The sequence below is a fragment of the Streptomyces lydicus genome (assembly GCF_004125265.1).
In the GTDB taxonomy this organism is placed as follows: domain Bacteria; phylum Actinomycetota; class Actinomycetes; order Streptomycetales; family Streptomycetaceae; genus Streptomyces; species Streptomyces lydicus_C.
This window is the reverse complement of record NZ_RDTE01000003.1, coordinates 2,201,014-2,224,933: the sequence shown is the minus strand read 5'-3', so window position 1 is coordinate 2,224,933 and position 23,920 is coordinate 2,201,014. Positions and strand designations below refer to the sequence as shown.

General features: G+C 67.4%; 11 protein-coding genes and 3 rRNA genes. 11 read left to right on the top strand and 3 right to left on the bottom strand.

The window, feature by feature from the left end; genetic code table 11:
- Nucleotides 1–35 precede the first annotated feature (35 nt).
- The 3 genes from D9V36_RS12250 to D9V36_RS12240 all read left to right on the top strand — a co-directional run bounded on the left by D9V36_RS12250 (nt 36) and on the right by D9V36_RS12240 (nt 2,112).
- Nucleotides 36–719 carry a response regulator gene (locus D9V36_RS12250; RefSeq protein WP_093491608.1) on the top strand — a complete coding sequence of 228 codons (684 nt, stop codon included), beginning with the start codon at nt 36–38 and terminating at the stop codon, nt 717–719.
- 115 nt (nt 720–834) lie between these two features.
- Entirely contained in the window at nt 835–1,233 is a 399-nt protein-coding gene (locus D9V36_RS12245) for an OB-fold nucleic acid binding domain-containing protein (RefSeq protein WP_030088861.1), read from the top strand.
- A gap of 3 nt (nt 1,234–1,236) precedes the next feature.
- Nucleotides 1,237–2,112 (top strand): DUF3159 domain-containing protein, encoded by an 876-nt coding sequence (locus tag D9V36_RS12240; RefSeq protein WP_431357660.1) that lies wholly within the window; start codon nt 1,237–1,239, stop codon nt 2,110–2,112.
- Nucleotides 2,113–2,252: 140 nt separating this feature from the next.
- Here the strand turns inward: D9V36_RS12240 and D9V36_RS12235 are convergent, their stop codons facing one another.
- Nucleotides 2,253–2,924 carry a potassium channel family protein gene (locus tag D9V36_RS12235; protein WP_030088864.1) on the bottom strand — a complete coding sequence of 224 codons (672 nt, stop codon included), beginning with the start codon at nt 2,922–2,924 and terminating at the stop codon, nt 2,253–2,255.
- A complete protein-coding gene (locus D9V36_RS12230; protein WP_086721044.1) occupies nt 2,921–3,589 on the bottom strand; it encodes a potassium channel family protein in 669 nt (222 codons plus the stop codon). The genes D9V36_RS12235 and D9V36_RS12230 overlap by 4 nt, the downstream gene beginning before the upstream one ends.
- A gap of 328 nt (nt 3,590–3,917) precedes the next feature.
- Between D9V36_RS12230 and D9V36_RS12225 the strand changes: the two genes are divergently transcribed.
- The 3 genes from D9V36_RS12225 to D9V36_RS12215 all read left to right on the top strand — a co-directional run bounded on the left by D9V36_RS12225 (nt 3,918) and on the right by D9V36_RS12215 (nt 9,942).
- Complete coding sequence (locus D9V36_RS12225; protein ID WP_129298368.1) at nt 3,918–5,888, top strand: NAD-binding protein; 1,971 nt, start codon at nt 3,918–3,920, stop codon at nt 5,886–5,888.
- Nucleotides 5,889–6,203: 315 nt separating this feature from the next.
- Nucleotides 6,204–8,255: an APC family permease gene (locus D9V36_RS12220; RefSeq protein ID WP_129293794.1), complete on the top strand. Its 2,052-nt coding sequence runs from the start codon at nt 6,204–6,206 to the stop codon at nt 8,253–8,255.
- 358 nt (nt 8,256–8,613) lie between these two features.
- Nucleotides 8,614–9,942: a class I SAM-dependent RNA methyltransferase gene (locus D9V36_RS12215; protein WP_129293793.1), complete on the top strand. Its 1,329-nt coding sequence runs from the start codon at nt 8,614–8,616 to the stop codon at nt 9,940–9,942.
- 417 nt (nt 9,943–10,359) lie between these two features.
- Here the strand turns inward: D9V36_RS12215 and D9V36_RS12210 are convergent, their stop codons facing one another.
- Nucleotides 10,360–14,022 carry a DEAD/DEAH box helicase gene (locus D9V36_RS12210; protein ID WP_164992941.1) on the bottom strand — a complete coding sequence of 1,221 codons (3,663 nt, stop codon included), beginning with the start codon at nt 14,020–14,022 and terminating at the stop codon, nt 10,360–10,362.
- A 709-nt stretch (nt 14,023–14,731) separates the two neighbouring features.
- On the opposite strand from D9V36_RS12210, the gene D9V36_RS40900 reads away from it, so the two are divergent.
- The 5 genes from D9V36_RS40900 to D9V36_RS12180 all read left to right on the top strand — a co-directional run bounded on the left by D9V36_RS40900 (nt 14,732) and on the right by D9V36_RS12180 (nt 23,914).
- Nucleotides 14,732–14,878 (top strand): hypothetical protein, encoded by a 147-nt coding sequence (locus tag D9V36_RS40900; RefSeq protein ID WP_164992940.1) that lies wholly within the window; start codon nt 14,732–14,734, stop codon nt 14,876–14,878.
- Nucleotides 14,879–15,672: 794 nt separating this feature from the next.
- Nucleotides 15,673–17,201, top strand: a 16S ribosomal RNA gene (locus D9V36_RS12195).
- A gap of 302 nt (nt 17,202–17,503) precedes the next feature.
- A 23S ribosomal RNA gene (locus tag D9V36_RS12190) occupies nt 17,504–20,627 on the top strand.
- A 74-nt stretch (nt 20,628–20,701) separates the two neighbouring features.
- Nucleotides 20,702–20,818 (top strand): 5S ribosomal RNA (gene rrf, locus D9V36_RS12185).
- Together the 16S, 23S and 5S rRNA genes form the textbook arrangement of a ribosomal RNA operon.
- A gap of 888 nt (nt 20,819–21,706) precedes the next feature.
- On the top strand, nt 21,707–23,914 hold the full coding sequence (locus tag D9V36_RS12180; protein WP_241720847.1) for a hypothetical protein: 2,208 nt from the start codon (nt 21,707–21,709) through the stop codon (nt 23,912–23,914).
- The last annotated feature ends 6 nt before the right edge of the window (nt 23,915–23,920 follow it).

The window sequence follows — 23,920 nt, the reverse complement described above, 5'->3', positions numbered from 1 at the left end:
CCCGCCGGGCCGACGACACCACGAGGAGAACGCCAGTGAACCGGGTGCTTGTGGTCGATGACGAGCCGCAGATCGTCCGCGCCCTCGTGATCAACCTGAAGGCGCGCAAATACGAGGTCGACGCCGCCCCCGACGGGGCCACCGCGCTCAGACTCGCGGCCGCCCGCCACCCCGATGTCATCGTCCTCGACCTCGGTCTGCCCGATATGGACGGCGTCGAGGTGATCAAGGGACTGCGGGGCTGGACGCGGGTGCCGATCCTGGTGCTCTCCGCGCGGCAGACCTCCGACGAGAAGGTGGAGGCGCTGGACGCCGGCGCGGACGACTACGTCACCAAGCCGTTCGGCATGGACGAGCTGCTGGCCCGGCTGCGGGCGGCGGTGCGCAGGGCCGAGCCGACGGGGCCTGCCGAGGACGAGGTGATCGTGGAGACGGAAGGTTTCTCCGTCGACCTCGCCGCGAAGAAGGTCAACCGCGGCGGCCGGGACATCCGGCTGACCCCCACCGAGTGGCATCTGCTGGAGGTCCTGGTCCGCAACGCCGGCCGGCTGGTCAGCCAGAAGCAGCTCCTCCAGGAGGTCTGGGGGCCCTCGTACGGCACCGAGACCAACTACCTGCGGGTGTACATGGCCCAGCTCCGCCGCAAGCTGGAGAGTGATCCCTCGCACCCGAAGCACTTCATCACGGAGCCGGGGATGGGGTACCGCTTCGAGCAGTGAGGCGGCGGGGCGCGGCCGGGATCCGGCCCCGCGAGGGGGCGCGGCTTTGTGAGGCCGGTACGAAGTCCGTGTGCGGACCGTGATCCGCGGACCCGGCCACCGGTACGCTGGGGTTATGAGTGCTGGGACCCGTTCCGAGAAGCCGGCCGGCCGCTTCCGCCGGCTGCTCGACAGGCTGTCCTCCTCCGAGGAGGAGCTGCAGTCCGCCGAGCTGCAGCAGGATGCGCAGGACGCGGGGTGCACCCGTATCTGCGACTGTGACGACCGGCAGATAGTGAAGGTCACCGGCACCCTGCGGCATGTGACGCTGCGGCCGCGCGCCGGTGTGCCCGCGCTCGAGGCGGAGCTCTTCGACGGCTCCGCGGCACTCGACGTGGTGTGGCTCGGCCGCCGCTCCATCGTCGGGATCGAGCCGGGCCGTAAGCTCATCGCCTCGGGCCGGGTCTCCCTGAGCCACGGACGCCGGGTGCTCTTCAATCCGAAGTACGAACTCCGACCGCTCGGACAGGAGTAGCCGGTGACGTCTCACGACCGACCGACCACTGACGCGGAGGGCGGCACCGACGCCCCCGCAGGCCCTTCGCCCGATCCGGGCGACCGAAGTGACGCCGACAACAGGCAGGTGACCGAGGCAGCGCTGTTCGAGGCGTTCGGCGGCGTCCGCGGCATGGTGGAGACCGTGGTCCCCGGCCTGCTGTTCGTCACGATCTTCACCATCAACAAGGATCTGCACACCTCGGCGATCGCCGCGCTGGCCGTCTCGCTGGTGCTGGCGGCGATCCGTCTGGTCCGCAGGGACACCGTCAAGCACGCCTTCAGCGGCGTCCTCGGCGTGGTCTTCGGCGTGGTCTTCGCGATGATGACGGGCAACGCCAAGGACTTCTATCTGCCGGGGATGCTCTACACCCTCGGACTGTCCCTCGCTTACATGATCACCACGGCCGCGGGGCTCCCGCTCATCGGCCTGATCCTGGGGCCGGTGTTCAAGGAGAACCTCTCCTGGCGCACCCGCAACCCGGGACGCAAGAAGGCGTACGCCAAGGCCAGCTGGGCCTGGGGGCTGATCCTCTTCGCCAAGTGCGCGATCCTCTTCCCGCTGTACTGGTGGGCGGACACCACCCAGCTCGGCTGGGTCCTGATCGCGCTGAAGATCCCGCCCTTCCTGCTCGCCGTCTACCTCACCTGGGTCTTCCTGGCGAAGTCACCGCCGCCGATCGACGTCTTCGCCGAGATGGAGGCCAAGGAGCAGGCCGAAAAGGAGGCGGAGGAGCGGCGCCGCGGCGAGCGCGAGGTGCTGGACGGGGTCGCCGACGACCTCTACCCGGGGATGGCGTCCGAGGTCGCGGCGGAGGCCGCCGACGAGCGGCCGCGGCGGGCCCGCCACCGCCGCTGACGGGACGGGCGGCCGACACCGCACACAGCTGCGCCCGGGGCCCGGGAACCGCTTGGTTCCCGGGCCCCGGGCGTTTCACGTCAGTGGTGTGCCCCGGCGGCCGTCCGCCGGGGCATACACCGGGTGACCACCGGCCGGAGCTACGCGTCCTCGCGCCGCACCGACAGCAGGTCCTCCAACTGCTCCTCGCGCGACTGGGCCGCGACGAACAGCAGCTCGTCGCCGGCCTCCAGCGCGTCCTCCTTGTTGGGGGTGAGCACCCGCGTACCGCGGATGATCGTCACCAGGGAGGTGTCCTCGGGCCACTCCACATCGCCGACCCGGGTGCCGGCCAGTGCGGCCTCCGGGGGCAGCGTCAGCTCGACGAGGTTGGCGTCACCGTGGCTGAAGCGCAGCAGCCGGACGAGATCGCCGACGCTCACCGCCTCCTCGACCAGGGCCGACATCAGACGCGGCGTGGAGACCGCGACATCGACGCCCCAGGACTCGTTGAACAGCCACTCGTTCTTCGGGTTGTTGACCCGGGCCACCACCCGCGGCACGCCGTACTCGGTCTTGGCGAGCAGCGACACGACGAGGTTCACCTTGTCGTCGCCGGTCGCCGCGATGACGACGTTGCAGCGCTGCAGCGCCGCCTCGTCCAGCGAGGTGATCTCGCAGGCGTCGGCCAGCAGCCACTCCGCCAGCGGCACCCGCTCGACCGAGATGGCGGTCGGCGCCTTGTCGATGAGCAGGATCTCGTGCCCGTTCTCCAGCAGCTCGCCCGCGATGGAACGGCCCACCGCGCCCGCGCCTGCGATCGCGACCCTCATGCGTGCGCCCCCTCAGGACCCGTGGCGAATGCCGCCTCCACCTTCTCGACCTCGTCGGTGCGCATCATCACGTGCACCAGGTCGCCTTCCTGCAGCACGGTCTGCGAGGTCGGCAGGATCGCCTCGCCCAGCCGGGTGAGGAACGCGACGCGGACGCCGGTCTCCTCCTGGAGGGTGCTGATCTTGTGGCCGACCCAGGAGGGGGAGGTGTGCACCTCCGCGAGCTGGACGCCGCCGCTCGGGTCCCGCCACAGCGGTTCGGCGCCCGAGGGCAGCAGCCGGCGCAGCATCTGGTCGGCCGTCCAGCGGACGGTGGCGACGGTCGGGATGCCCAGGCGCTGGTAGACCTCGGCGCGGCGCGGGTCGTAGATACGGGCCGCGACATTCTCGACACCGAACATCTCACGGGCCACCCGGGCGGCGATGATGTTGGAGTTGTCACCGCTGGAGACGGCCGCGAACGCGCCCGCCTCCTCGATGCCGGCCTCGCGCAGGGTGTCCTGGTCGAAGCCGACGCCGGTCACCCGGCGGCCGCCGAAGGACGAACCCAGGCGACGGAACGCCGTCGGGTCCTGGTCCACCACGGCGATGGTGTGACCCTGGCTCTCCAGGGTCTGCGCAAGCGCGGAGCCCACGCGCCCGCACCCCATGATGACGATGTGCATGCTGATTACCCCGTGCCCTGCACTAGCGCGCTGACCTGCACAAACACCCTGCTCACTACTTTCTTCTCCCAGTACCGGCGACACGGAGCCACGGCTCGCGACAGAACCGGGCGCGGCAGCGGGGGCGCTGGGCGCACCGTGGTCCGGTACAACCGTATCCGTAATGGCGCTCCCGGTAGGGGGCGCGGTGGGCCGTGGTCGGATGCGGATCCGCGCCGTCCGCGCGACGCCTCTCGCGCCGGGCTGCGCCGGGCTGCACCCGTAAGGCACGCTACGAGGTGTGCCCAACCTGCCTCTCCAGCCCCAACAGGGCCACTGCACCCCGCACATGGTGGTCTGCGGCGACGATGCTCTGGCGCATCGCCTCGCCGCCGAACTCCGGGACGTCTACGGCGAACGGGTGACGCTCGTCGTCCCCACCTCCCGGGAGCCGCACCGGCCCCGGATCCCGCCCGCCCGTGCGCTGGACCGTGCGACCGCGCTGCTGGGCCGGATGTCGGCAGTGATGACGCGTACGACACCGCTGCCGCCCGAGGGCCCTGACGGCGGCGCACAGGCGCCGGAGGAGACCGTACGGCTCCTGGAGGCGGCCCAGCCGGACGATGCGGCGCTGGACGCGGCCGGAGTCGCCGAGGCGGACGCCCTGGCGCTGGTCTACGACGACGATGAGCTCAATATCCACGCCGCGCTGCGGGCCCGCCGGCTCAACCCGCGGCTCCGGCTGGTCATCCGGCTCTACAACCGCAAACTCGGCCAGCATCTGGAGGAGTTGCTGGACCAGGCGGCGGCGGTCGCCGCCCTGGGCTCCGACGACGCCGGGGACGCAGAGGCCGTCGATGCCTCCACGACCGTGCTGTCCGACGCCGACACCGTGGCTCCCGCGCTCGCGGCCGCCGCGGTCGCCGGTACCAGCAAGGTCATCGAGGCGGACGGGCTGCTGCTGCGCGCCGTGGAGCGTGCGCCGGTGCCGCCGGGCCGGCCCGGCGCTCCGGGGCTGTGCACCCTGGCGCTGCTCTCCGCCTCCGCCAACGACCCCGAGGACGCACCGAGTTCGGCGGCAGGACACGAGGGTCCCGTACTCCTGCCGGACGACGCCTCGGCCTCGGCCGCCGTCGGCTGCGGAACCGTCGTCCTGGAGACCGTCTCCTATACGGGGCGGCCGGTGCGGCCCCGCGGACTGCGCGGTCGGGGTGCGCCGCTCGCCTCGCTCTTCTCCCGGCGGCTGCGCTGGTCACTGGCCGGGGTCGTCGGGGCGGTGCTGGCGCTGGCCGTCGCCGGCTGGCTGACCACCGGTGAGGATCCGGTGCACGCCGCCTACCTCTCGCTGCTCGACCTCTTCGCGATCAACGACCCGGCGATCCACGATCCGACGCCCCGCAAGGTGCTGCAGCTGCTGTCCGGGCTGACCGGCCTGTTGCTGCTGCCGGTGCTCGTCGCGGCAGCACTCGAGGGGCTCGGCACCTTCCGCAGCGCCTCGGCCCTGCGCCGCCCGCCACGCGGCCTGTCGGGGCATGTGGTGCTGCTCGGTCTCGGCAAGGTCGGCACCCGGGTGCTGGCGCGGCTGCACGAGATGGGCATCCCCGTGGTGTGCATCGAAGGGGACCCGGAGGCGCGGGGCATCGCGCTGGCCCGCCGGCTGCGGGTGCCGACCGTACTGGGCGACGTCACCCACGAAGGTGTCCTGGAAGCCGCGATGATCGAGCGCGCGGCCACCCTCCTCGCCCTGACCAGCGAGGACACCACCAACCTGGAGGCCGCCCTCTACGCCCGCTCGGTCCAGCCCCGGCTGCGGGTGACCCTGCGGCTGTTCGACGATCGGTTCGCCACCGCCGTCTACCGCACCCTGCGCGCCGCGCATCCGCGGGCGCTGACCCGCAGCCGCAGCGTCAGCTACCTGGCCGCGCCCGCCTTCGCCGGCGCGATGATGGGCCGCCAGATCCTCGGCGCCATCCCCGTCGAGCGTCGGGTACTGCTGGTCGCCCGGGTCGAAGTACGCGGCCATGTGGCGCTGGAGGGCCGTACGGTCGCCGAGGTGCTGCGGCCGGGGCGGCTGCGGGTGCTGGCGGTCGACACCTCGGCCCCCGGCGATCCGGAGACGGACGACGCTGCCGCCGCGCCACCGCCCGACGCGGAGCGCGAGCCGGCGCACCTGGTGCACGAGCTCGGCGACGGCTATGTCCTGCGGCCACAGGACCGGGTGCTGCTGGTCGCCACCCGGCAGGGGCTGGGCGATCTGCACGTCCGGCGCCACCGGGCCGTGGACACCGGGGCCGAGGCCGGGGCCGCCCGCCAGGGATGACCCACCCGTCACTTTCCGTGACAGGCGGGGTCAGTTCGTGACAGCTCCGCCCCTCCTCGTGACAGACCGCGTCATTCCCGTGACGGACGGCGTCAACTCCATGACGGATCGCCTCACCCCGTGACGAACGCCACGGATACGGCCTGCCGGGGCCGCCCCGTGCGTGTGACGTGCGAATCCTGTGGAGGCGACCGGCCACGATGCGCCCCTCAGCAGGGCGGACGCGCCCCGCTCGCCGCACCGCGGGCTTCGCCGGTGCCACCCGATCCGGTAGCGGGTGGGCGCAGACCTTGACGAAGGCTTAGCATCCTCTGCGTGTCCAAACTGACCGACGTGCCCAAACGGATCTTGATCGGGCGCGCACTGCGCAGCGACAAGCTCGGGGAGACCCTGCTTCCCAAGCGCATCGCACTACCCGTCTTCGCCTCCGACCCGCTCTCCTCCGTGGCCTATGCGCCGGGCGAGGTGCTGCTCGTCCTGTCCGTCGCGGGTGTGTCTGCATACCACTTCAGCCCCTGGATCGCGGTCGCGGTCGTGGTGCTGATGTTCACCGTCGTCGCGTCGTACCGGCAGAACGTGCACGCCTACCCGAGCGGCGGCGGTGACTACGAGGTCGCCAACACCAACCTCGGCCCCAAGGCCGGTCTCACCGTCGCGAGCGCACTGCTCGTCGACTATGTACTGACCGTCGCGGTCTCCATCTCCTCCGGAGTGGAGAACCTGGGCTCCGCGATCCCCTTCGTCGTCCAGCACAAGACCCTGTGCGCGATCGCCATCATCGTGCTGCTCACGCTGATGAACCTGCGCGGCGTCAAGGAGTCGGGCAAGCTCTTCGCGATCCCGACGTATGTCTTCGTGGCCGGCGTCTTCATCATGATCGTCTGGGGTGTGATCCGCGGCGTCGTCCTGGGCGACACGATGCAAGCCCCCACCGCGGACTTCACCATCCACGCCGAACAGGGCGGACTGGCCGGCTTCGCGCTGGTCTTCCTCCTGCTGCGCGCCTTCTCCTCCGGCTGTGCCGCGCTCACCGGCGTCGAGGCGATCTCCAACGGCGTCCCGGCCTTCCGCAAGCCGAAGTCCAAGAACGCCGCGACCACCCTGGCCCTCATGGGCGGCCTGGCCGTCACCATGTTCTGCGGCATCATCGGCCTGGCCATGGCCACCCACGTCAGGATGGCCGAGAACCCGGCCACCGACCTGCTCCACAACGGCAAGCCGATCGGCTCCGGCTACACCCAGAACCCGGTCATCTCGCAGGTGGCCGAGGCGGTCTTCGGCAAGGGCAGCTTCCTCTTCGTCATCCTGGCCGCCGCCACCGCGCTGGTGCTGTTCCTCGCCGCCAACACCGCCTACAACGGCTTCCCGCTGCTCGGCTCGATCCTCGCCCAGGACCGCTACCTGCCGCGCCAGCTGCACACCCGCGGCGACCGCCTGGCGTTCTCCAACGGCATCGTCCTGCTGGCCGGCGCCGCCGCGATCCTCGTCTACCTCTACGGCGCGGACTCCACCCGGCTCATCCAGCTCTACATCGTCGGCGTGTTCGTCTCCTTCACGCTCAGCCAGATCGGCATGGTCCGCCACTGGAACCGCCATCTGCGCTCGGAGACCGACCCGGCCAAGCGCCGCCGGATGCACCGCTCGCGCGCCATCAACGCCTTCGGCGCCTTCTTCACCGGCCTGGTCCTGGTCGTCGTCCTCCTGACGAAGTTCACCCACGGCGCCTGGGTCGCGCTGCTCGGCATGGTCATCTTCTTCGTGACGATGTCCGCGATCCGCCGACACTACGACCGGGTCGCCGACGAGATCGCCGCCGAGGAGACCCCCGACGACGACGTGGTCCGCCCCTCCCGGGTGCACTCCCTCGTCCTGGTCTCCAAGGTGCACAAGCCCACCCTCCGTGCCCTGAACTACGCCAAGCTGATGCGCTCCGACAGCCTCGAAGCGGTCAGCGTGGACGTCGACCAGGCCGACACCAAGGCCCTCCGGGAGGAGTGGGAGCGCCGCGGCATCGAGGTGCCCCTGAAGGTCCTGGCCTCCCCGTACCGCGAGATCACCCGGCCGATCATCGACTACGTCAAGTCGCTGCGCCGGGAGAGCCCCCGCGACGCCGTCTCCGTCTACATCCCCGAATACGTCGTCGGCCACTGGTACGAGCACCTGCTCCACAACCAGTCCGCACTCCGCCTCAAGGGCCGCCTCCTCTTCACCCCCGGCGTCATGGTCACCTCCGTGCCCTGGCAGCTGGACTCCTCCGAGGCCGCCAAGCAGCGCGCCCGCAAGCGCGCGGACTGGAACGCCCCGGGTGCGGTCCGCCGCGGCCCGGTCAGCCAGCCGAAGAAGGAAAAGGCGGCCACCAAGAAGTAGGGACGTCGCCGTACCGTGCCGCCCCGGTGTCCTGCCGGGGCAGCACGGTACGGCGGCGGCACCAGGGCGCGGTACGGGCGGGGGGGACGCCACGACGGGGAGTGGTGGGCCGCGGCCCCGACGAGGGGCGATCCAGCGGTGAGCCCCATGCGCCGACGACGGGCGATCCGCAGGAGGCGCCCCGCCCCACTCCATCCCATCGCTCCCCTCCCGGCACGGGACCGGGGCAGGACACGGCACGCCGGGACGTAGACTTGACGGTCGGCGTCCCGCCGTACAGAAGTCGGTCCGGCCGCACCGCGCGCCCCGTACCGCCCCCGTCTCGCCCCGCACCACCCACCACAGGAGCCCTCCCGCCATGCAGGCAGAACCGAAGAAATCGCTGGTCGGCGAGGAGTACGAGGTCGAGGTCGGCCCGGTTGCACACGGCGGCCACTGCATCGCCCGCACCGACGAGGGCCAGGTCCTCTTCGTACGGCACGCCCTGCCCGGCGAGCGGGTGATCGCCCGCGTCACCGACGGCGAGGAGGGCGCACGCTTCCTGCGCACCGACGCGGTGCAGATCCTCACCCCCTCCAAGGACCGGGTCGAGGCTCCCTGTCCCTTCTCCGGCCCCGGCAAGTGCGGCGGCTGCGACTGGCAGCACGCCGCCCCCGGCGCCCAGCGCCGCCTGAAGGCCTCGGTCATCGCCGAGCAGCTGGAACGACTGGCCGGCCTGTCGCCGGACGACGCCCACTGGGACGGCACGGTCGAGCCCGCCCCCGGCGACAAGGTCGCCAAGGGCGAGGTCCCTGCCTGGCGCACCCGCGTCCAGTACGCCGTCGACGCGGACGGCCACGCGGGCCTGCGCAAGCACCGCTCGCACGACATCGAGCCGGTCACCCACTGCATGATCGCCGCCCCGGGGGTCTCCGAACTCGGCATCGAGAAGCGTGAGTGGCCCCAGATGGCCGCGGTCGAGGCGATCGCCGCCACCGGCTCCCACGACCGCCAGGTCATCCTCACCCCCCGCCCCGGCGGCCGCCTCCCCATCGTCGAACTCGACAAGCCGGTCTCCGTCCTGCGGATCGGCGAGAAGGACGGCGGCGTCCACCGCGTGCACGGCCGCCCCTTCGTCCGCGAGCGCGCCGCCGACCGCACCTGGCGGGTCGGCAACGGTGGTTTCTGGCAGGTCCACCCGAAGGCCGCCGACCTCCTCGTCGAGGCCGTCATGCAGGGCCTGATGCCCAAGAAGGGCGACATGGCCCTCGACCTCTACTGCGGCGTCGGCCTCTTCGCGGGCGCCCTCGCCGAACGCGTCGGCGACAAGGGCGCGGTCCTCGGCATCGAGTCCGGCAAGCGTGCCGTCGACGACGCCCGCCACAACCTCCAGGACCTCGACCGGGTACGCATCGAACACGGCAAGGTCGAGGCGATCCTCCCCCGCACCGGCATCACCGACGTCGACCTCATCGTCCTCGACCCACCCCGCGCCGGCGCCGGCAAAAAGACCGTCACCCACCTCGCCTCCCTCACCCCCCGCCGCATCGCCTACGTCGCCTGCGACCCGGCAGCCCTCGCCCGCGACCTCAAGTACTTCGCGGAGGCGGGGTATGCCCCGCGGCGGATGCGGGCGTTTGATCTGTTTCCGATGACGCATCATGTGGAGTGCGTTGTGGTGCTGGAGAAGGCAGCCAAGGGCTCCTGACCTGCGGTTTTGTCCGTGCGCATTATGTACGGTGTGGGCCTTACGGGCGGCACCTTGGCGCTGGGATGGCGCTCGCGACGATCATTTGACGCTCGTTCGGATGGGGCGTCAGGTGCGTTGAATTACAGGTCGCGAGCGTGAACCCGTCGATGCGGTGGCGTCTTACCGACACGCAATACGTGGCGAGTCGGCCGACGAAGCGCGTGTCCTGGCCCACGAACTGGCCGCCCGGATCACCATCAAGACCCGACCCGACCCGACACGGCATCGGGCACACCGCGCCCCGTCGCGGCCGTGGCCCCCGACCCGAACGGCTGCTCGGCACCACGCCCTCTCAGGTCCGGGTGCGTGACCACCGCGGCCACGCCCCCGGCGCCCCGGGCTGACGATCGCCCCCACATCCCGGCAGCCAAGGGCTCAGTGCCCAGGTGTCCACCTGCGGATCTCGTCGTGCTCGGCCAGGTCTCTGAAATAGCGGTGCCGTGACCAGGCGTCGAAATCTCCGATCACGATGAGCCGGCGGCGTGCGCGGGTGACTGCGACGTTGAGCAGGTTGGGCTTCTGGGAGGCCCAGGCGCGAGAGTTCACCTGGTCCGCACCGGTGCCGAGGACCAGGATCACGATGTCCGCTTCCTTGCCCTGTGTGGTGTGCACGGTTCCGTAGCGACGGGGGTCGAGACGTTTCCCCGCCACCCTGCCGATGCCGCTGACGACATCGCGGAACGGGCTGACGACGAAGACCGATTCATTCAGGAGACGTGTCAGCTCCTCCGTGAACTCGCCCCCCGCCGCGCCCTGTGCGGGTGGCACTGCGCCGGTGTCCCGGCGTTCCTCCCGCATCGTCGCCGCGATGCGCCTCCCGATCTGATCGAGGGAGAGCTCCAGCCGCCTTCCCTCCTCAGGGTTCCACTTCTCCTCGCCCGGCAGCGAGCCCACATCCATCCAGATACTCCACGGAGCAGGCGCGAAGTCGTCCTGGTCGCGTGAGACCCCGTAGATCATCATCCCGTCGTAGGCGATCTTGTTGCTGACGTCGAACATCAGGCGATCGCAACGCCGGTGGACGCGGAGCGGCGAGCCGAGCCAGACGCGCTCACCGTCATCTCCCCTCAGCCAGGTGCCGTACTCGTTGAGCCGATCGGCAAGAGTCTGTACGGAGGCTGCGGCCGGGGCCCATTGGCGGTGCACGGAGAAGTGCCCGGCGAGCCGTTGCTGGCCGGTCCACGGAAGGGTGACGACGGGTTCGAGCTGGAGAGGATCGCCCACGACGACAGCGCGCCGCGACCTCCACAGCGCGCCAACCACCTCCTGTGGCGCTGCCTGGCCGGCCTCATCGACGAACAGCCAGCCAAGCGCCTCGCTTCCCAGCCGACTGAACATCCTTCCTGCCGAAGCAAAGGTCGTAGAAACCACGGGGACGACCAGGAACAGCATCTGCCAGGCGGCGAGCACCGTCCGCGCGGGTAGGTCGGCCGGTGCCTGGCCCTTGATCACGTCCATCACGGCCTGCAGGTTCTTGCGCATGAGATCGGGCGATGTGGCCAGCAGAGCGCGATGCAGGGTCAGGGCGGCGAGAAAGAGCTCGGAGCGCGCAGCGGCGAACTCGGGGTCCATCCAAGGGGCGGACAGTTCCCGTTTCTCCATCGCACCTCGGTCGTCGGGCCTCGCCTGCCACTCCGCTCCGGGCAGCGAGGCGCCCCACCGCTCGGACGCTTCGGTCAGTCGTCGGTGCTCGGCCTCCCGCTCGCGGCGTCTGTGGGTCACCTGCTGCCCGGCTTCGGAAGCCAGGACGATCTGCCGCTCGCGAGCCTGCTCACACATGGCGAGTCTGGCCTCCGCGTTCCGAACGGCGGCCAGTGCCTCGTCCAACTGCTCCTGTGCGGTGCGCAGATCGGCGTGCCGCGCGACGCGAAGGGAATCCAGGCCGGCGAGACGGGCATCCGCGGCAGCCACGTGCGACGCGAAGGGAACGCGGTCGGCCTCCCAGCGCCGCATGGGTTCCCGGGTGAACACTCGTTTGAAGCGGCCGGGTTTGGTCTCGTCGTGGGCGCGGAGCGAGGCCTCTGCCGCCCTGACGCTCTCCTCTCCTCCTCGCACCGCGGTTTCGGCCGAGTCGAGCCGAGTCCGCGCCGAGGAGACCACAGTCCGACGCCGGGTGTACTCGTCGCGGGTGCGGGAGACGGCGGACTCCGCGTGGCGTTGTTCCTCTTGGAGGAGCCGGACGGCGTCATGGGCCTGGGACTCCAGGGTCAGCAGCTCATCCAGGAGGGCGTCCGGCCCCGTCATCCGCGCGGAGAGGTCGGCGATCTCCTGGCGCTCCGCCGCCATTTCCCGCACCCGGGTCCGGGCCCGTGAGAAGCGATCGACGGCCTGTGTCCATGTCTCGCGCCCCAGCGGCAGTGGTGTCGCGGGAGCATCGGGACTCGCGTTTTCCGCTCCCCGATGCTCCCGCGAGGCCGCGGCGACGTGGGTGCGCTGTAGTTGCAACATCTCCTGGAGCCCCTGCCGGGGAGGAGCCTCGCCCGCAACCCCCTTTTGCCGTCGACCGGAGTTCTTTGCCGCCTCACCCCACCAGAAGCGTTCGACGAAGTCGGAACGGTTGCTTCGCCGTCCGAGCCGTGCGGCTATCGCGCCCCAGGCGTCGTCGTCCAGAAGAAGGCTGGCAGGGCCGGAGAGGTAGTCCGCGTACGGTTTCCAGGCGTCGCCGATCGCCCGTGCTCCCGGAACTTCCAAGGTCACGTTCTCCACCGCCCCGTTATTGGACGATGCGATCACCATCTCGAAGCCGGTGAGCTCGGGGATCAACGGACGGATGCTGCGCGGGAACGGCCTGCCGGCGGTCTCCTCGGTGCGCCACGACAACGGTTTACGGTCGAAGGCGAGTTCCGGGCTGTCGAGGGTCGCCAATCGCTCGGCTCGCCGGACCACGAGAGCCGCGATCAGGTCGCGCAACATGGTGGTCTTGCCGGTGCCCGGCGGCCCGTTGACTGCGTAGACGCCACGTCCGTCGTCCGCCCCAAGAGTGTCCATGATGCGGTTGACCGCGAACTGCTGGCTGAGAACGAGGGGCTTGTCATTGTCGGCGGGCCACCGCCCCAGGGGCATGCCGACGGGCTGCACATGCTCCAGGACGGTCGCGGGTGTGCTGCGCACATCGCAGCGGAGCGCCGCGTCCAGATCTGCTTCGTCACGGAGGTAGTCCAGCAAGGCGGTGCCGGCCTGCCCGGCCTCGACGGAATCCGCGACCCGTTCGAGATCGTCCGCGTAGAAGCTGTTGAGGAAGACGTCGCCGCTCGAGTCATCGGCGTGTTTGGCCGAGACCAGATAACTCTTGACGCGGATCGCGTTGGGCTTCAGGGCCTCGGCAACGCCCAGCTGTTCGGCCACCCAGCGAGTGACAGCGGCCAGGTCGTGCACATCGAGGATCTTTGTGCCGACCTCTGCCGGGGGGCCTTCTGCCGCGGTCTCGGGCTCCTCCACTGATTGTTCCGCGGCGCCGTCCTGCTCCTGGTCCGGCGGCACTGCGTTGCCTGCCCTCCGGTTGGCGAGGCCGGAGGCCGCGGCGTCGAGCATCTCGCCGCCCACCTGCTCGATCACCTTCGCGGTCACGGCCCCGCCCACAGGTCCGAGGCCGGCGCCGGCTGCTGCGGCCGCCACGCCCAGCCCGCCTTTGGCCGCGCTGACGGCGATCCGGGACATGAGCCCCGCGACCGTGCCGAGCCCTGCTGAAGTCGACTCCCGGTCGGGCGCAGGGCAGCGCTCCACGTCGACCTTTCCGTCCCCCAGGTCCAGTAGGCGCTGCAGCAGCAGCGTGCTCTGTTCCTCGAACCCGGTCAGCCACTGGTCGTCGTGCGGTCCGGGGACCAGGGTCTGTCCGATCGCCCAGGCGCAGGAGGACAGCGTGACACTGTCCTTGATCAGCTGCCCGTCCTCATTCACCATGAAGCACAGGACGGCTCCGTCGCCGCCGGTCCGGCCGTCAAAGTCCTGTTCGGCATCCGGTACGCGGAACGCCTCCAGCAGGACGTTGCGTACTTTGTCGACAGCGAAGATCCCGGCGTAGACAGTGTGCCGCCACACTTTGTTCGGACGGGGCCGAGCTTCACTGATCTTGGAACCAGGCTCCCAAGGCAGTGGCCGATTCGCTCCCACAGCGAACATGTTCTTCTTCTGGTTCACCGGGTCGACCTTCGGAGGGCTGAAGTACTCCACCGCTCGCCAGAACCGAAGGATCTTCGCCTGTCGCTGCCGCTCCGCTGTCGGCCGCTCGACGGTTCCCAACCGTCCCCCCTGAGGTCGTTGATTTCCGCGCACCGTAGCAGGGGGCGAAACACACGGGATCGGGGTCTTCGGACAGCCTGCTGCCGCTGCTGTCCGGCAAGCGTGAGAGCGCCGAACATGGCGTACCGGTGGCAGTGGAGTCCGGCGTCGTGGAGCGGTGCGATGGGCGGCCGGCGCACACTGCCCGGCGCCGCCCGTTCGCCATGGCGCACCCCAGCTCACCGCGCGACGGCATCAACTCGGCTGTCAGCGGATGGTCCGGCTCCCGGGGGCTGGCTTCGCGAAAGCCCGGAAGAGCGCCGTCGGCGGCCGTCCCCCCCATGGCGAGCGCGCCGCAAGCCATGGGGCAACGTGGTTCCGCAGTCGATTGGTGCACGGAGCACGGAGCAACCCTCGGCGCCTGGACGCCTGGACGCCTGGACGCCTGGACGCCTGGCACTCCGGTGCCAGGAGCTGGCGTCTCCGGCATCGGAGGTGTGATGCATGAGCCGGGGAGCACTCTGATCCCATGAGGAGAGGAACAGCTCTTGTGGCGCCTCATGCGGTGCCCACGTTCGCCTGCTCCAGCTCTTCCGACGGGGCCGCCGAGAGCGTCGAGGCGCTGTGGCCGCCGCTGCAGACGGCGGCGCTCGGTGTACGCCCTCGTGGCCGGTGACCCAGTGACCTAGCGGTCCGGTGTGGCTCGGACCACCGCAGACGTGCCCCCAGTCGTGCCGTCCTCGTAGGATCGTGTAAGTTATTCGAGTTGCCACGGAGCCGAGAGGCCCGGGGCAGCCATCCCGCCGCAACAGCGGCACACCACTACTGCACGGCCCCTCATCGGGACCAATTTCGGCATGCCGAAATTCGACCGTGACGTGATTATGCGTCAACGAGGAATTCCGCTAAAGTAGTGATCACGCCGAAAGGCGCGGCAACGCAAGAAGTCGCACCCGAGGCAAACCCCCTCCGACGGGGAATCGGAAACGACTTCGGACCGGCAACGGAACGAAATCGGGTCTGGTAGAGTCGGAAAGGCCGGAAAGCGAAAGCGGAACGGCCGACCCGCTCCAACAGGGCGCCGGACACGGAAACGGATCTGGTAAGGTTGGAAACGCGAAGAAGCCGAAAGGCGGAAACGCACCGGCGAAAATCGGGCCCGCAAGGATCTGATAGAGTCGGAAACGCAAGACCGAAGGGAAGTGCCCGGAGATCCTGGTGAAACAGGAACAAAGGAAGCGTCCGTTCCTTGAGAACTCAACAGCGTGCCAAAAGTCAACGCCAGATATGTTGATACCCCGTCCACCGGAAACATCCGGCGGATGAGGTTCCTTTGAAAGCCCACCACGGCCCACGGGTCGGGGTGGCACACACAGCGAGGACGCTGTGAACGAGCAGACCTATTCCGTCCGCTCGTTCCGCTCTCGTGTGTGTTCACCGGCTGTAATTTATTTACTGGCCGAGTAAACATTCACGGAGAGTTTGATCCTGGCTCAGGACGAACGCTGGCGGCGTGCTTAACACATGCAAGTCGAACGATGAACCTCCTTCGGGAGGGGATTAGTGGCGAACGGGTGAGTAACACGTGGGCAATCTGCCCTTCACTCTGGGACAAGCCCTGGAAACGGGGTCTAATACCGGATACGACTACCGACCGCATGGTCTGGTGGTGGAAAGCTCCGGCGGTGAAGGATGAGCCCGCGGCCTATCAGCTTGTTGGTGGGGTGATGGCCTACCAAGGCGACGACGGGTAGCCGGCCTGAGAGGGCGACCGGCCACACTGGGACTGAGACACGGCCCAGACTCCTACGGGAGGCAGCAGTGGGGAATATTGCACAATGGGCGAAAGCCTGATGCAGCGACGCCGCGTGAGGGATGACGGCCTTCGGGTTGTAAACCTCTTTCAGCAGGGAAGAAGCGAGAGTGACGGTACCTGCAGAAGAAGCGCCGGCTAACTACGTGCCAGCAGCCGCGGTAATACGTAGGGCGCAAGCGTTGTCCGGAATTATTGGGCGTAAAGAGCTCGTAGGCGGCTTGTCACGTCGGATGTGAAAGCCCGGGGCTTAACCCCGGGTCTGCATTCGATACGGGCAGGCTAGAGTTCGGTAGGGGAGATCGGAATTCCTGGTGTAGCGGTGAAATGCGCAGATATCAGGAGGAACACCGGTGGCGAAGGCGGATCTCTGGGCCGATACTGACGCTGAGGAGCGAAAGCGTGGGGAGCGAACAGGATTAGATACCCTGGTAGTCCACGCCGTAAACGTTGGGAACTAGGTGTGGGCGACATTCCACGTCGTCCGTGCCGCAGCTAACGCATTAAGTTCCCCGCCTGGGGAGTACGGCCGCAAGGCTAAAACTCAAAGGAATTGACGGGGGCCCGCACAAGCAGCGGAGCATGTGGCTTAATTCGACGCAACGCGAAGAACCTTACCAAGGCTTGACATACACCGGAAAACCCTGGAGACAGGGTCCCCCTTGTGGTCGGTGTACAGGTGGTGCATGGCTGTCGTCAGCTCGTGTCGTGAGATGTTGGGTTAAGTCCCGCAACGAGCGCAACCCTTGTTCTGTGTTGCCAGCATGCCCTTCGGGGTGATGGGGACTCACAGGAGACTGCCGGGGTCAACTCGGAGGAAGGTGGGGACGACGTCAAGTCATCATGCCCCTTATGTCTTGGGCTGCACACGTGCTACAATGGCCGGTACAATGAGCTGCGATACCGCGAGGTGGAGCGAATCTCAAAAAGCCGGTCTCAGTTCGGATTGGGGTCTGCAACTCGACCCCATGAAGTCGGAGTTGCTAGTAATCGCAGATCAGCATTGCTGCGGTGAATACGTTCCCGGGCCTTGTACACACCGCCCGTCACGTCACGAAAGTCGGTAACACCCGAAGCCGGTGGCCCAACCCCTTGTGGGAGGGAATCGTCGAAGGTGGGACTGGCGATTGGGACGAAGTCGTAACAAGGTAGCCGTACCGGAAGGTGCGGCTGGATCACCTCCTTTCTAAGGAGCATCTAGGCAGCCGCAAGGTTGTCCAGAGCCACTACGCCGGCAAACGTCCGGCGGTGGTTAGCTCATGGGTGGAACGTTGACTATTCGGCACACTTGATTGGTTGTCACTAGTACTGCTTCGGCGTGGAACGTGGTGATCGGTGAAGTGGGCCGGGCACGTTGTTGGGTATCTGAGGGTACGGACTGTGAGTCTGGACCTTCGCGATGCCGGCCCCGGTAAAGGCTCACTTCGGTGGGTTGTGACGGGTGGCTGGTCGTTGCTTGAGAACTGCACAGTGGACGCGAGCATCTGTGGCCAAGTTTTTAAGGGCGCACGGTGGATGCCTTGGCACCAGGAACCGATGAAGGACGTGGGAGGCCGCGATAGGCCCCGGGGAGCTGTCAACCGAGCTTTGATCCGGGGGTGTCCGAATGGGGAAACCCGGCAGTCGTCATGGGCTGTCACCCGCTGCTGAACACATAGGCAGTGTGGAGGGAACGCGGGGAAGTGAAACATCTCAGTACCCGCAGGAAGAGAAAACAACCGTGATTCCGGGAGTAGTGGCGAGCGAAACCGGATGAGGCCAAACCAGTTACGTGTGATACCCGGCAGGGGTTGCGTGGCTGGGGTTGTGGGAGTTCTCTTTCACAGTCTGCCGGCTGTGAGACGAGTCAGAAACCGTTGATGTAGGCGAAGGACATGCGAAAGGTCCGGCGTAGAGGGTAAGACCCCCGTAGCTGAAACATTGACGGCTCGTTTGAGAACCACCCAAGTAGCACGGGGCCCGAGAAATCCCGTGTGAATCTGGCGGGACCACCCGTTAAGCCTAAATATTCCCTGGTGACCGATAGCGGATAGTACCGTGAGGGAATGGTGAAAAGTACCGCGGGAGCGGAGTGAAATAGTACCTGAAACCGTGTGCCTACAAGCCGTGGGAGCGTCGCTGTATGTGCTTGCACATGCAGTCGTGACTGCGTGCCTTTTGAAGAATGAGCCTGCGAGTTTGCGGTATGTTGCGAGGTTAACCCGTGTGGGGAAGCCGTAGCGAAAGCGAGTCCGAAGAGGGCGTTGAGTAGCGTGCCCAAGACCCGAAGCGGAGTGATCTAGCCATGGGCAGGTTGAAGCGGAGGTAAGACTTCGTGGAGGACCGAACCCACCAGGGTTGAAAACCTGGGGGATGACCTGTGGTTAGGGGTGAAAGGCCAATCAAACTCCGTGATAGCTGGTTCTCCCCGAAATGCATTTAGGTGCAGCGTCGTGTGTTTCTTGCCGGAGGTAGAGCACTGGATAGGCGATGGGCCCTACCGGGTTACTGACCTTAGCCAAACTCCGAATGCCGGTAAGTGAGAGCGCGGCAGTGAGACTGTGGGGGATAAGCTCCATGGTCGAGAGGGAAACAGCCCAGAGCATCGACTAAGGCCCCTAAGCGTGTGCTAAGTGGGAAAGGATGTGGAGTCGCAGAGACAACCAGGAGGTTGGCTTAGAAGCAGCCATCCTTGAAAGAGTGCGTAATAGCTCACTGGTCAAGTGATTCCGCGCCGACAATGTAGCGGGGCTCAAGCACACCGCCGAAGTCGTGTCATTGCAACATGAGGACCAACGTCCGTTGTGATGGGTAGGGGAGCGTCGTGTGCCGGGTGAAGCAGCCGTGGAAACGAGTTGTGGACGGTTCACGAGTGAGAATGCAGGCATGAGTAGCGATACACACGTGGGAAACGTGTGCGCCGATTGACTAAGGGTTCCTGGGTCAAGCTGATCTGCCCAGGGTAAGTCGGGACCTAAGGCGAGGCCGACAGGCGTAGTCGATGGACAACCGGTTGATATTCCGGTACCCGCTTTGAAGCGCCAAATATTGAATCCATTAATGCTAAGGCCGTGAAGCCGCCCTGAGCTCTTCGGAGCGTAGGGGAGTGGTGGAGCCGCTGATCCAAGGTGGTAGTAGGTAAGTGATGGGGTGACGCAGGAAGGTAGTCCAGCCCGGGCGGTGGTTGTCCCGGGGTAAGGGTGTAGGGCGTTGTCCAGGTAAATCCGGACAACATGAAGCCTGAGACCTGATGCCGAGCCGATTGTGGTGAAGTGGATGATCCTATGCTGTCGAGAAAAGCCTCTAGCGAGTTTCATGGCGGCCCGTACCCTAAACCGACTCAGGTGGTCAGGTAGAGAATACCGAGGCGTTCGGGTGAACTATGGTTAAGGAACTCGGCAAAATGCCCCCGTAACTTCGGGAGAAGGGGGGCCATTGCTGGTGATCCGATTTACTCGGTGAGCTGGTGGTGGCCGCAGAGACCAGCGAGAAGCGACTGTTTACTAAAAACACAGGTCCGTGCGAAGCCGTAAGGCGATGTATACGGACTGACGCCTGCCCGGTGCTGGAACGTTAAGGGGACCGGTTAGTCACATTTCGGTGTGGCGAAGCTGAGAACTTAAGCGCCAGTAAACGGCGGTGGTAACTATAACCATCCTAAGGTAGCGAAATTCCTTGTCGGGTAAGTTCCGACCTGCACGAATGGCGTAACGACTTCTCGACTGTCTCAACCATAGGCCCGGTGAAATTGCATTACGAGTAAAGATGCTCGTTTCGCGCAGCAGGACGGAAAGACCCCGGGACCTTTACTATAGCTTGATATTGGTGTTCGGTTCGGCTTGTGTAGGATAGGTGGGAGACTTTGAAGCTATGACGCCAGTCATGGTGGAGTCATTGTTGAAATACCACTCTGGTCGTGCTGGATGTCTAACCTGGGTCCGTGATCCGGATCAGGGACAGTGTCTGGTGGGTAGTTTAACTGGGGCGGTTGCCTCCTAAAGGGTAACGGAGGCGCCCAAAGGTTCCCTCAGCCTGGTTGGCAATCAGGTGTTGAGTGTAAGTGCACAAGGGAGCTTGACTGTGAGACTGACGGGTCGAGCAGGTACGAAAGTAGGGACTAGTGATCCGGCGGTGGCTTGTGGAAGCGCCGTCGCTCAACGGATAAAAGGTACCCCGGGGATAACAGGCTGATCTTCCCCAAGAGTCCATATCGACGGGATGGTTTGGCACCTCGATGTCGGCTCGTCGCATCCTGGGGCTGGAGTCGGTCCCAAGGGTTGGGCTGTTCGCCCATTAAAGCGGTACGCGAGCTGGGTTTAGAACGTCGTGAGACAGTTCGGTCCCTATCCGCTGTGCGCGTAGGAGTATTGAGAAGGGCTGTCCCTAGTACGAGAGGACCGGGACGGACGAACCTCTGGTGTGCCAGTTGTCCTGCCAAGGGCATGGCTGGTTGGCTACGTTCGGAAAGGATAACCGCTGAAAGCATCTAAGCGGGAAGCCTGCTTCGAGATGAGTACTCCCACCTCCTTTGAGGGGTTAAGGCTCCCAGTAGACGACTGGGTTGATAGGCCAGATATGGAAGCCCGGTAACGGGTGGAGTTGACTGGTACTAATAGGCCGAGGGCTTGTCCTCAGTTGCTCGCGTCCACTGTGTAGGTTCTGAAGTAACGACCTGTGATATTGCCGGGTTGGTTAACTTCATAGTGTTTCGGTGGTCATTGCGTTAGGGAAACGCCCGGTTACATTCCGAACCCGGAAGCTAAGCCTTTCAGCGCCGATGGTACTGCAGGGGGGACCCTGTGGGAGAGTAGGACGCCGCCGAACAATCATTGTGGGGAAGCCCCGCACCTTATGGTGCGGGGCTTTTCTGCGTTCCGAGTCCGTTTTCCCGCTTCCATGTGCCGGGGCGCCTGCGCCGGCTCTACGGGGGCCAGTCGTCGAGCCGAAGTGGCGCACGGGGGCCGGTCGGTGCATACGGCGCCGCTTGTGCGCAGCGCCGCCGCGAGCGGGTGCGGGGGGTGTGCGAGCAACTCGCGGCCGTGCGCGGTCAGCAGTTCGTCCGGGATGCCCGGGGTGTCCCGCATCAGCTGCTTCACCGTGACAGCGCCGTCGAAGACCGCCTCGACGGCGCTGTCATAAGGGGGTCGGAAGACCTCGCCTGGGCTGTGCCGCAGGGCGCGCGCTGCCCACCGGCCCGTCTCTCATGGCGCGCGGGCCGAGGCTCCGTGGGACCCGGACCTGATGGTGAGGAAGGGCAGCCGCTGTCGGAGACTTCCGGCTGCTGCCTGAACAGGCGGACCGGCCCACGCTGAGCAGGTGACCGGCGACCGGAGGCCCACCGGCTCACACCGGACGCGCAGGTGCTGACCTGACCGGTGCGCGGGGTTTCCATTTCGCGCCGGGCGTGCGCTTCTCTGCGCCGCCCCGTGGCCTTGGGTGCAGGTGCCGAAAGCATGGCCGGAGAGCCGGCGACCGACATAGCCTGCGTGAGGCATGGCAAGCGGGTCGGGAGGGCCTGCGGTGCGCGGAGGTGGCATGGGCGGGGAGCCGCAAAGTCCGGTGGCTGTCAGGGGATGTGGCCGACCGGCCGGAGAGCAGCCGACGAATCTGGCTGACCATCAGGAAGGCGTGGGAGGCGCTGACGGAAGGGCGACATCTCACTTGCGCTACACCGTGTCCGAGGTGCCGGATCCGTACGGCGAGCATCCATTGTTGACCGCTGCCATGGCCGAGGGCTACGACGCCGTACCGGGTCTGGAGCGGGAGCGGTTGCTGCGGTACCTGGAAGCGGTTGTCGCGGTCCGCCGGGCCCCGGTGCACGCCGCCGTCGCCTTCAACGCCGTGTATTTCGGCTACCACCTTAACGGTGACGGCTACGGCCGCAGCCCTCTGCGGCTCGACGACTTCCCCGTGGTAACGCTCGGCGCGCGCGCAGCCGCCCTCCCCGTCGGCGCGATGGTGTGTGTGGCGACCGGCTCGGATCCGCTCTACGCAGAGATCCTCTACAAGGAGGGCACCCATCCGGACGTGGGCAGCCTCGGGGACGTACCGGCCTGGGTGTCCGGAGCGCCGGCGGGTGCCGAGGGCCCGGGAAGGCAGGGGGCGGAGGCCTCTCCACGGCGCCGGGAACTGCTTGTGCCGGACCCGAACGCATTCGGCCCCGGGGTGAGTCTTTCGCCCGCCCAACTCCGCCGCCTGCGTACCCATCGGCGATGGATCAACGAGGACGGCCATATCGTCATCGATGCCTGCTACCCATCGCGGGAAGCGGCTCGGTGCGGTGATCTGTCTGCCTACGCGGACTATCTGCTGACCACCGCACGGGCGCAGCTCCTCAGCCCCTACGTCCCTGTGTCCCTCGCTGAACTCGTGGGCAGCACGCACGACGACGTGCTCCGTATCGGTTTGCTCCGGCTCCTCGATACGGTGCGACGCCTTCTCGCCTCCAGCGACCTGCTGCGTATGTGGGGTCCGTACGCCGTGACCCGGGAAGCACTTGCGGCCTGCTGGCGTGACACCGGACCGCTTGGCGGCGATGACCTGAGAACACTGGCAGCGGCCGTGGAGCATGCGGCCACCCCCTCGCGGCGCCGCTACGGACTGGCCGCTCCTGTCACGGTCTACACCGCGGTCGGGCCCAGGCTGCGCGCCTTCCCCGGCGCCGAGGAGCTGCTCAAGGGCGTGGAGTACGCCGCAGCGGTGTGCCGGGCGAACGTGACGCTCGCCGATGTCGTCCAACGGGACAGCGCACAGGGACTGTTCGCGAACGGCGTCCGGGTCACGCTCGATGATGCCTTCGAGGGCGGGGGCGTCTGGCGTTCCCATTACCCAGGTGAGAGGGACCGCACGGGCGATCCTTTGGACCCGGCCGGACGGGGCTGGACGTCAACTACGGCAACGGCCCCCGGGCAGGCGCAGGAGCAGGACCAGGAGCCGGTCGACGCGCCGCTCGCGGACGATGCTGCCCTTGGGCTGAGTGAGCTGCTGCAGACCGGCGAGGACGAGATCGTTTGGCGGCTGCCGCTGCGCCTGGCCCATCTCATCGACGGCTGTCTTCCGCTGCGCTCGCCCATTGCCGGGGAACTGCGGACGGCCTTCGGGCGCCGGCCCGCGTTACGGCTCGAACTTGACCACCCCGGCGGATCCCTCGACGCGGCCGAAGCCGTCCGGCACACCGTCGCGGAACTCGGCGCGGGAGCCGACCGCCTGACCGGAGTGGTCTGGCCCCTTGACTTCTTTCCCGGCCTGGTTGTGCAGCTCCACTGGCTGCGGGGCAGCCGGGTGATCCGGGCGGTCACGACGCGGCTCGATCGGGCGGTGCAGGTCGGCCACCGAGTGATCGGCCACTGCTACGACCCGTGCGTCCTCACCCGCGAGGACGCCCCGGGCAGTGACCGCAACGGCGACACGGCTGCGGGCCTCGGGCCCAGACAACTGGTGCTGCGCACGGTCCGCCGTTGCGGGCTGCTCACCCCGGACGGCCATGCCCTGCTCGACCGCTCCGGTCTGCCCCTTGCCGTCTATGGCCGTCGGCCCGCCCGGACCCGGTCCACCGCCCTGGAAGCGGCGGTTGCGGAACTGCTCGCCGAACGACTCCTCGAACCGGCCGTCGGCAGCCGTGACACGACCGGTCGGCCGCACTTCCCGGCACGCCCCGGGGAGCGGACGATTCCACTGATCGGCTACCGCCCCGCCCTGATCCGGGTCATACAGCCCTGGGGCGCCACGGGGCCGGTGACCGGGCGAATGCGCGGTGTGCAGTACGTACCCGGCCATCTGCGCCGTTTGCTGCCGGAGCGCTCGGCGAGCGAAGCCCAGCGGACGGCTTTCCGGGAGCACTGCCGCAGACTCGGCAAGGCGGACGGCTGGGAACTGCCCGAGGGCTACACCTTCGTCACCCAGTACACCCGTGGCCGCTGAGTCCTC